Consider the following 9,599-nt stretch of genomic DNA (forward strand, 5'->3'; position numbering starts at 1 on the left):
TACCAGGAGCCGTACAGGGCCCGCTCGCGCTCCACGAGCAGGGGCAGTGGCTCGGAGGTGGTGACCAGGTCCCGCAGCGGATGGCGGGCCAGGACGTCGTCCACCTCCGGCGTCAGCGCCGCCGCCAACCGCGCCGCCGCCGGGCGGTTCTCGTCTCGCAGGGCGGCGACGGCCGCGAGGATCACGTCCCGGCGGCCCTCCTCCTCGGGCACCCCGGCGGCCGCCCTCTCGTACAGCCGCGCGCCCTCCTCCAGCACGATGTCCGTGTCCATGCCGGCCGGGATCTTGATCTGCGCGTGATGGCGCCAGGTGCTGACCGGGTCGCCCCACGCCTCCACCGTGAACGACCACAGGCCGGGCTCCCCGGCGGTGACCTCGGCGCCCCACCGGTCCGTCCCCGGAGCCAGCTCACGCATCGGCGTCCACGGGCCGGGACGGCCCTCCGGATCCTTCAGGACGACATTGGCGGCGACCGCGTCGTGCCCCTCCCGGAACACGGTCGCCGAGATCTCGAACGTCTCGCCGGTCACGGCCTTGGCCGGCCGGCGTCCGCGCTGGACGACCGGGCGGACATCGAGAACGGGTATGCGCCCGACGGCGGTCGCTTCGCCCGCGGGGGGTGGTTGCGCGATCTGCGGACCGGCGTCGGCCGGGCGCGCGGGACGGGACTCGCCGCCGGGCGCGCGCGCCCCGGTGCGGCGGGTGGGGGGTGGTGACGAATGGTGCTTGGCGGGCATGACCGCTCCTGTCCGCGTCAACGTGGGTGGGCGGATGTCTGTGGGGAGGTGGGTCCTGCATGGTGCTCCTGAGAGGGGTACCCGGAGGAGCCTTCCCACCCTATTCGGGTGGGCAATCCGGCACTTTGTTAACTACTCACGCGTATGTCGACACACAAGACCGGCCTCGTCCGCGACGGACGAGGCCGGCCCCTGCGCGTGGCTGCTCCTTCGCCCTAGCCCTGCGGCACCCGCAGTAACTTGTCCGGTGAGCCGGGACCCCGGCCGGAGATCTTCCCGGTCGCCGCTCCCGCGGTCAGAGCCCTCGTGACCTGGGCCGGAGCCGCTTTCGGATGATCGGCCAGATACAGCGCGGCCGCGCCCGCGGCGTGCGGTGCCGCCATCGAAGTACCCGAGAAGGTGACCCGTGCGGTGTCGCTCGCGGCTGACGCCGAGGTGATGCCCACGCCCGGGGCGAACAGATCGAGGGCCGGACCGTGGTTGGAGAAGGCCGGTTTTGCATCCCTCCGGTCGGTCGCGCCGACCGTGAGCGCCTGCTTGACGCTCGCCGGGGAGTACAGGCCGGCCGGCCTGCCGTCGTTGCCCGCGGCGACCGTGTAGGTGACGCCGGAGGCGATGGAGGCGCGGACGGCGGCGTCCAGCCGCTCGTTGCGGGGGCCGCCCAGGCTGAGGTTGGCGACGGCGGGTTTCCTCGCGTGCCGGGTCACCCAGTCGATCCCCGCGATCACCCGGGCCGTGGTGCCCGCCCCCGCCGCGTCGAGGACGCGCACGGAGACGACACGGGCTTGTTTGGCGACCCCGTGGGTCCTCCCGGCGACCGTGCCGGCGATGTGCGTGCCGTGGCCGTTGGCGTCCGACGCGACCTTGTCGTTCCCGACGAAGTCCCAGCCGTGGCTCGCCCGGCCGCCGAAGTCCCGGTGCGTGGTCCGGACGCCGGTGTCGATCACGTACACGCTCACCCCGGAGCCCGCCGAATCGGGGGAGGTGTAGCTCCGGTCCAGCGGCAGGCCCGTCTGGTCGACGCGGTCCAGGCCCCAGGAGGGTGGCTCGGCCTGGGTGCGCTCCAGCCGTACGCGGGTGTCCTGGACGACCGAGGCGACCCGGGGATCGGCGGCGAGCCGCCCGGCCCGTCTCTCGTCCGTCCTGATCGCGTAGCCGTTCAGGACCGTGCCGTACGTGTGGCTGATGTGCACCCCGTACTTCTCGGCGAGGGCCTTTCCGGCCGCCGATGCCGCCCGGGTGCCCTCCTCCAGTGTCACCAGGTAACTCCCGTTCACGGAGCCGGGTTGTCCGGCACCGAGTATCCGCCCCTCCGGTACGGCGTGCGCGGGCAGGGTGGTGGCTGAAAACGCCGCGGCACAGATCGCCGCCGCCAGGCCCCCCGTCCAGCGCAGACGCCGTGTGCGCGTCCGTGCCATGGTCCGAGTTCCCCTCCTCGACTCGGCGTACGGCTGCCGCGCGGCGCCGCGTACGGCAGGCACGGGCCCGGTACGCCAGGGGCAGCCTCTCGTGGCGTGTGAAGCGCCACAAGGACGCCTATGGGGGCGGAATCGGCCATATCCGCGGATGGGGCGGTTCCGGACGATCGGGGATTGGGTGCAGGAGCTTCACCGGTGGCGGCACCGACGCCGGTACTGTCGTAGGTGACGTCGATGAAGCCCTGTGTCAGAACCCTGCGTCATCCTGCGAACGCGCCGAGGTGGAACCCGTGAAGGCGATCCGTCGATTCACCGTCCGACCCGTTCTCCCCGAACCCCTCCGGCCGCTCAGTGATCTGGCCCGCAATCTGCGCTGGTCGTGGCATGCGGAGACCCGTGACCTGTTCCAGTCCGTCGATCCGGAGCGCTGGGCCGCCTCGGGCGGCGACCCGGTCCGGCTGCTGGGCAGCGTGCCGCCCGCGCGGCTCGCGGACCTTGCCCAGGACCGCCGCTTCCTGCGCCGCCTCGCCGCGGTCGCGGGCGATCTGAACGACTACATGACCGGCGAGCGCTGGTACCAGGCCCAGCCCGACGAACTCCCCGCCGCGATCGCCTACTTCTCGCCCGAGTTCGGCATCACGGCCGCCCTGCCCCAGTACTCCGGCGGCCTCGGCATCCTGGCCGGCGACCACCTGAAGGCCGCCAGCGACCTCGGTGTCCCGCTGATCGGCGTCGGCCTGCTCTACCGGCACGGCTACTTCCGCCAGACCCTGTCCCGGGACGGCTGGCAGCAGGAGCACTACCCGGTCCTCGACCCCAACGAGCTGCCCGTGGTCCTCCTGGAGGAGCCCGACGGCACCCCCGCCCGGGTCGCCCTCGCCCTGCCCGGCGGCAGGCAGCTGCACGCCCGGATCTGGCTGGCGCAGGTCGGCCGGGTCCCGCTGCTGATGCTGGACTCGGACGTCGAGGAGAACGACCTCGGCGAGCGCGGCGTCACCGACCGGCTCTACGGCGGCGGCAGCGAGCACCGGCTGCTCCAGGAGATGCTGCTCGGCATAGGAGGGGTCCGGGCGGTGCGCACGTACTGCCGGCTGACCGGGCACCCCACGCCGGAGGTGTTCCACACGAACGAGGGACATGCCGGGTTCCTCGGCCTGGAACGGATCGCCGAGCTCTGCGCCGAGGGCCTGGACTTCGACTCGGCGCTGGAGTCGGTCCGCGCCGGGACCGTCTTCACCACCCACACTCCCGTCCCGGCCGGCATCGACCGCTTCGACCGCGAGCTGGTCGCCCGCCACTTCGGCCCCGACGCCGAGCTGCCCCGCATCGATGTCGAGCGCGTCCTCAAGCTGGGCATGGAGACCTACCCCGGCGGCGAGCCCAACCTGTTCAACATGGCCGTGATGGGCCTGCGCCTGGCTCAGCGCGCCAACGGTGTCTCCCTGCTGCACGGCAACGTCAGCCGCGAGATGTTCTCCGGCCTGTGGCCCGGGTTCGACGCCGACGAGGTGCCGATCACCTCCGTGACGAACGGTGTGCACGCGCCCACCTGGGTCGCTCCGGAGGTGTTCCGGCTCGGCGCCCGGCAGGTCGGCGTCCACCGCGCCGAGGACGCCCTGACCGTGGGCGGCTCGGACCGCTGGGACGCGGTGGCGGACATCCCCGACCAGGAGATCTGGGAGCTGCGGCGGGGGCTGCGCGAGCAGCTCGTGACGGAGGTGCGGGAGCGGCTGCGGGCCTCCTGGCGGCAGCGCGGCGCCGGTACGGCCGAGCTGGGCTGGATCGACGGCGTGCTCGACCCGGACGTCCTCACCATCGGCTTCGCACGGCGCGTCCCGTCGTACAAGCGCCTGACGCTGATGCTGCGCGACCGCGACCGGCTGATGGACCTGCTGCTGCATCCCGAGCGGCCGATCCAGATCGTCGTGGCCGGCAAGGCGCACCCCGCGGACGACGGCGGGAAGCGGCTGGTGCAGGAACTGGTGCGGTTCGCGGACGATCCGCGGGTACGGCACCGGATCGTGTTCCTGCCGGACTACGGCATGGGCATGGCGCAGAAGCTGTACCCGGGGTGCGACATCTGGCTGAACAACCCGCTCAGGCCGCTGGAGGCCTGCGGTACGTCCGGGATGAAGGCGGCCCTCAACGGCTGTCTGAATCTGTCCGTCCTGGACGGCTGGTGGGACGAGTGGTTCCAGCCGGACTTCGGCTGGGCCGTCCCCACGGCCGACGGTGTGGGGACCGACCCGGACCACCGCGACGACGTAGAGGCCGCGGCGCTGTACGACCTGCTGGAGCAGCGGGTGACGCCGCGCTTCTACGAGCGCGGCGGGCAGAGCGGGCTGCCCGACCGGTGGATCGAGATGGTCCGCCAGACCCTGAGCCTGCTCGGGCCGAAGGTGCTGGCCGGACGCATGGTCCGGGAGTACGTGGAGCGGCTCTACGCGCCCGCTGCGCTCTCCCACCGGTCCATGGGCCCGGACGCGGCGCGCGATCTCGCCGAGTGGAAGACCAGGGTGCGGGCGGCGTGGCCGGGGGTCACGGTCGACCATGTGGAGACGTCGGCGTCGGAGGCGCTGGCGGAGCTGGGTACGACGCTGGGGCTTCGCGTGCGGGTCGGTCTCGGTGAGCTCGGGCCGGACGACGTGGAGGTGCAGGCCGTTTCGGGCCGGGTGGACGAGGAGGACCACATCGCTGACGCGGCGGTCGTCCCGTTGAAGCCGGTCGGGTCCCCCGGGCAGGACGGGCGCTGGGTTTATGAGGGGCCCTTGTCGCTGGATCGCACCGGGCCTTTTGGGTATACGGTGCGGATCCTTCCCGCGCATCGGCTGTTGGCCTCTAGTGCGGAGTTGGGGCTTGTGGCCGGGCCGAGCGAGGAACTGGTGGAGGCTGCGGGGTTGTTGATGCGTTGAGTGTTGTCTGCGGGTGCGTGGGGGCTGGTCGCGCAGTTCCCCGCGCCCCTACGGACGCTGCCCCTCGGTCAGTCCAAGAGTCCCTGGTTGGCCAAATCCCGCAGGACGGTGCCGCACCTGCGTGCGTACGCGTGCTGGAAGCCCCTGGTCGCCGGGCCGCCGGCCCTTGCGTACCACTTCGCGCCGCGGCTGAAGGCGTTCACGGTCAGCCAGACCGTGCCGTCGCCCGTGCGGTCGACCACGAAGGACTCCTCGCCGCACTCGGGGTGGCCGGGCAGCGTGCCGTACGCCCAGCCCGCGCGGCGGGGTTCCTCGATCGTCCACACGACACGGCAGGGGGCCTTGATCATGCCGGCGAGGGTGACGGTGACGTCGACGCCGGGGGCGGCCCGGTCCGCGCCCGCGTCGATGCCGACGCCCAGGGCGCGGTGCATCTCCCAGGTGAGCACCGCCTCCGAGGCCCGGCGGAAGACCTCCTCGCCCTCGCCGAGGCGCGTGCGCACGTTCATGGGATGGAAGCCCGGCGGGCAGAAGCCCTGGTCGCGGGTGGCGCCGACATCGGCGTAGGTGAAGTCCTTCGGATCCGCATAAGACACGGTCACCAAGAGTAGGGCGGTACCCGGGTCTGCCTTCGGTCCGGGTACCGCCCTCGGCCGTGCCTCGGTCAGCCGACGTTGACGGCGGACCAGGCGGCCGCGACCGCCTTGTACTCGGTGCTGGACGCGCCGTAGAGCGCCGAGGCCGCGTTCAGGGTCGCCGTGCGGGCGCCCGCGTACTTGGTCGTCGACGTCATGTACGTCGTCAGCGCCTTGTACCAGATCTGCAGCGCCTTGGTGCGGCCGATGCCGGTGACCGTGGAGCCGTTGGACGTCGGCGAGTTGTAGGTCACGCCGTTGATGGTCTTCGAGCCGCTGCCCTCGGACAGCAGGTAGAAGAAGTGGTTGGCGGGGCCGGAGGAGTAGTGGACGTCGAGGCCGCCCAGGCCGGCCGACCAGGCGTCGGCCGAGTCGCCGTCCTTGCTGGGCTTGTCCATGTAGCGCAGCGGGGAGCCGTCGCCCCGGATGTCGATCTCCTCGCCGATGAGGTAGTCACCGACGTCGGAGGCGTTGGCCGCGAAGAACTCCGCGCCGGCGCCGAAGATGTCGCTGGTCGCCTCGTTCAGGCCGCCGGACTCGCCGCTGTAGTTGAGGCGTGCCGTGGCCGCGGTCAGGCCGTGGCTCATCTCGTGGGCTGCGACGTCGAGCGAGGTCAGCGGGTGGGTGTTGCCCGAGCCGTCGCCGTAGGTCATGCAGAAGCAGCTGTCCGACCAGAAGGCGTTGACGTAGTTGTTGCCGTAGTGGACGCGCGAGTAGGCCGCCTTGCCGTCGTTGCGGATACCGCTGCGGCCGAAGGTGCTCTTGTAGAAGTCCCAGGTCACCTGGGCGCCGTAGTGCGCGTCGGCGGCGGCGGTCTCCAGGTTGGAGGGGTTGCCGTTGCCCCAGACGTCGTCGGCGCCGGAGAAGAGGGTGCCGGTGCCGGAGGTGCCGCGGTTGAGGTTGTACGTCTTGTGGCCGCCGCGCGTGCCGTCCGTGAGGTTGTACGAGGAGCCGGACTTGGTCGTGCCGAGGGTGACCTTGCCGCTGTAGGTCGTGTTGCCCGTGCCGGTCTCGATGCCCTGGTACTCGTAGAGCTTCTTGCCGGTGGCGGCGTCGGTGACGACGTGCAGTTCGTTCGGGGTGCCGTCCTCCTGGAGGCCGCCGACGACCGTCTCGTAGGCGAGGGTGGGCTTGCCGTCGGCCGCCCAGATCACCTTGCGGGGCGTGGAGTTCGCCTCGGTCTTCTCCGAGCCGGCCGCCTTGGCGAGCGTCACGGCCTGCTTCTCGGCCTTGGCGGCGGTGACGGCGGGCTTGAGCGAGTCGACCGCGAGTTTCGCCTTCGTCGCTCTGGTGACGCCCTTGGTCGCGCCGGACTTCGACGCGTGCACCACGAGGTCGCCGCCGAGGACCGGCAGGCCCGCGTAGGTGCGCTCGTAGCGGGTGTGGACCGTGCCGTCGGCGTCCTTCACGACGTCTCTGACGACCAGCTTCTCCTGTTCGCCGAGGCCTATCTGGTCGGCGGTCTTCGCGGCGTCCGCCTGCTGTTCCTTGATCAGGGCGGTGCGGGCGGGCGCGGAGAGCAGGACGGGGGCGGCCGCGAGAGCCGGCGTGGAGGAGGCGTCGGCGGCGGCGCTGCTGCCGGAGGTCAGACCGGTGGTGAGCAGGGCACCGGCCGCGACGGCGGTGGCGATGGCGAGCGTGGTGCGCTTGTGACGCGCGTAGAGAGAGGTGGACACACAAGCTCCTCGGTGTGGGGGAAGTGCTGTGGTGCTGTGCGGCGGGTGGGGGAAGAGTGGCACTTGAGACGCGTACATGTCAGGACTGCGCGTGATGTTGGCCGGAAATCGACGACGAGGTGGATGCCCGGACACGTGAAGCGGGCGCCGTCCCGGGGGAGTCGAACCCGCCGGGGCGGCGCCCTGTCCTGGACGGACCGCGAACGGGCCTACGGGAAGGTGAGCTTCCAGCTGTTGATGTATCCGGTGTCGCGGGCCGCGTTGTCCTGGACCCGCAGCTGCCAGACGCCGTTGGCGGCCTCGGACGAGGCGTTCACCGTGTAGGTGGTGGCGATGTTGTCCGTGCTGCCGCCGGTGCCGTAGCCCTTGAGCGTGTACGCCGTGCCGTCGGGGGCGACCAGCTCCACCTTGAGGTCGCCGATGTAGGTGTGGACGATGTCCACGGCGACCTGGAGGTCGGTCGGCGCGTTGCCCGTCCGGCCGGAGACGGTGAGGGGCGAGGTGACCGCCGCGCCCCGGTCGGGGATCGCCACGTCCGCGGTGTTCTCGAAGGACGTACCGCCGCCGCCTCCGCCGCCGGAGCGGGTGCCGACGTTCACGCCCGCCCACGCGTCCTGGACCGCCTTGTACTCGGCGCTGTCGGTGCCGTAGAGCTCACCGGCCGCAGCGAGGGTGCCGGTACGGGCGCCCGCGTAGTTGGTGGTCGAGGTGAACTTGGTGGTCAGCGCGCGGAACCAGATCTTCTCCGCTTTGTCCCGGCCGATGCCGGTGACCGGAAGGCCGTCCGAGGTGGGCGAGTCGTAGCTGACACCGTTGATGGTCTTGGTGCCGCTGCCCTCGCTCAGCAGGTAGAAGAAGTGGTTCGCGGGGCCCGAGGAGTAGTGCACGTCGATCGAGCCGATGCCCGAGTACCAGGCGTCCTTGGACGCGCCGTCCTTGCTGGGCTTGTCCATGTAGCGCAGCGGGGTGCCGTCGCCGTTGATGTCGATCTCCTCGCCGATGAGGTAGTCACCGAAGTCGGAGGAGTTCTTCGCGTAGAACTCGACGGTCGCACCGAAGATGTCGCTGGTCGCCTCGTTCAGACCGCCGGACTCGCCGCTGTAGTTGAGGCCCGCGGTGTTGGAGGTCAGCCCGTGGGTCATCTCGTGCGCGGCCACGTCGATCGACGTCAGCGGGTTCGCGTTGCCCGAGCCGTCGCCGTACGTCATGCAGAAGCAGCTGTCCGACCAGAACGCGTTGACGTAGTTGTTGCCGTAGTGGACGCGGGAGTACGCGCCCACGCCGTCGCCGCGGATGCCCGAGCGGCCGTGCACGTTCTTGTAGTAGTCCCACGTCAGCGCGGCGCCGTAGTGCGCGTCGGCGGCGGCCGACTCCAGGTTCGAGGGGCTGCCGTTGCCCCAGACGTCGTCCGGGCCGGAGAAGAGGGTGCCGGTGCCGGAGGTGCCGCGGCCCAGGTTGTACGTCTTGTGGTTGCCGCGGGCGCCGTCGGTGAGGTTGTACGCCGACCCGGACTGGGTGGTGGTGAGGTCGACCGTGCCGGAGTACACCGTGTTGCCGGTGCCCGTCTCGATCGCCTCCCACGCGTACAGCTTCTCGCCGGTGGTGGCGTCGGTGACCACGTGCAGTTCCTGCGGGGCGCCGTCGTGCTGGAAACCGCCGACGACGGTCTCGTAGGCCACGACCGGCTTGCCGTTCCCGGCCCAGATCACCTTGCGGGGCTCGCGGTTGACGCCGGGGCTCTTGGCCTTCTCGGCCTTGCTCGCGGCCAGGGCCTGCCGCCGGGCCTGCGCGGCGGGCACCGCGGCCTTCGTCGTGGCCGGCTTGATCGCGGCGCGGGTGGCCTTCACGACGGAGGCGGTGGCGTCCGCCTTCGTGCTCCGGACGACCAGGTCACCGCCGAGGACCGGCAGGCCGTCGTAGGTGCGCTCGTAGCGCGTGTGCACGGCGCCGTCGCGGTCCTTGAGGACGTCGCGGACGACCAGCTTCTCCTTGGCGCCGAGGCCCAGGTCCTTCGCGGTCCGTTCCGTGCCGGCGTCGGCCGCGCGGATCAGCGCGGCGCGCTGGGCGGGGGTGAGCCTGACCGATTCCGAGCCGGGGTTCGCCTTGCTCGCGGCCGACGGTGCCGTCCTAGGCAGTGTCTTTCCGATCATCTGATCGTTGGGTCGGTCGTGAGGGATGGGGAGATATCTGACGCTGCGTGGACGGTGATCGAGCCTTTGCT

The 9,599-nt window shown here is 71.3% G+C and carries 6 protein-coding genes; 1 reads left to right on the top strand and 5 read right to left on the bottom strand.

What is annotated here, in order from left to right; translation table 11 throughout:
- Both ABZ192_RS42775 and ABZ192_RS42780 read right to left on the bottom strand, forming a co-directional pair.
- Positions 1-737 (bottom strand): maltotransferase domain-containing protein (locus ABZ192_RS42775; protein WP_356929864.1); only part of this gene is annotated, 737 nt, incomplete at its 3' end.
- A 215-nt stretch (positions 738-952) separates the two neighbouring features.
- Complete coding sequence (locus ABZ192_RS42780) at positions 953-2,155, bottom strand: S8 family peptidase (RefSeq protein ID WP_356929865.1); 1,203 nt, start codon at positions 2,153-2,155, stop codon at positions 953-955.
- Between the two features lie 290 nt (positions 2,156-2,445).
- On the opposite strand from ABZ192_RS42780, the gene ABZ192_RS42785 reads away from it, so the two are divergent.
- The gene (locus tag ABZ192_RS42785) at positions 2,446-5,067 is read left to right on the top strand and encodes a glycosyltransferase family 1 protein (RefSeq protein ID WP_356929866.1); all 2,622 of its coding nucleotides are present in this window, start codon (positions 2,446-2,448) and stop codon (positions 5,065-5,067) included.
- Positions 5,068-5,135: 68 nt separating this feature from the next.
- Here ABZ192_RS42785 and ABZ192_RS42790 read toward each other — a convergent pair whose 3' ends face one another.
- The 3 genes from ABZ192_RS42790 to ABZ192_RS42800 all read right to left on the bottom strand — a co-directional run bounded on the left by ABZ192_RS42790 (position 5,136) and on the right by ABZ192_RS42800 (position 9,528).
- Entirely contained in the window at positions 5,136-5,669 is a 534-nt protein-coding gene (locus ABZ192_RS42790) for a DUF1990 domain-containing protein (RefSeq protein WP_356929867.1), read from the bottom strand.
- Positions 5,670-5,731: 62 nt separating this feature from the next.
- Positions 5,732-7,378, bottom strand: coding sequence for a M4 family metallopeptidase (locus tag ABZ192_RS42795; RefSeq protein ID WP_356929868.1), 1,647 nt, complete (start codon positions 7,376-7,378; stop codon positions 5,732-5,734).
- A 209-nt stretch (positions 7,379-7,587) separates the two neighbouring features.
- Positions 7,588-9,528 (bottom strand): M4 family metallopeptidase, encoded by a 1,941-nt coding sequence (locus ABZ192_RS42800; protein ID WP_356929869.1) that lies wholly within the window; start codon positions 9,526-9,528, stop codon positions 7,588-7,590.
- Between the last annotated feature and the right edge of the window lie 71 nt (positions 9,529-9,599).

The organism is Streptomyces sp. NPDC006235 (assembly GCF_040613735.1).
Classification (GTDB): Bacteria; Actinomycetota; Actinomycetes; order Streptomycetales; family Streptomycetaceae; genus Streptomyces.

Excerpts from the sequence above, each read along its gene's own strand:
- ABZ192_RS42800 (WP_356929869.1), bottom strand. The coding sequence starts at position 9,528 with ATGATCGGAAAGACACTGCCTAGGACGGCACCGTCGGCCGCGAGCAAG.
- ABZ192_RS42780 (WP_356929865.1), bottom strand. The coding sequence starts at position 2,155 with ATGGCACGGACGCGCACACGGCGTCTGCGCTGGACGGGGGGCCTGGCG.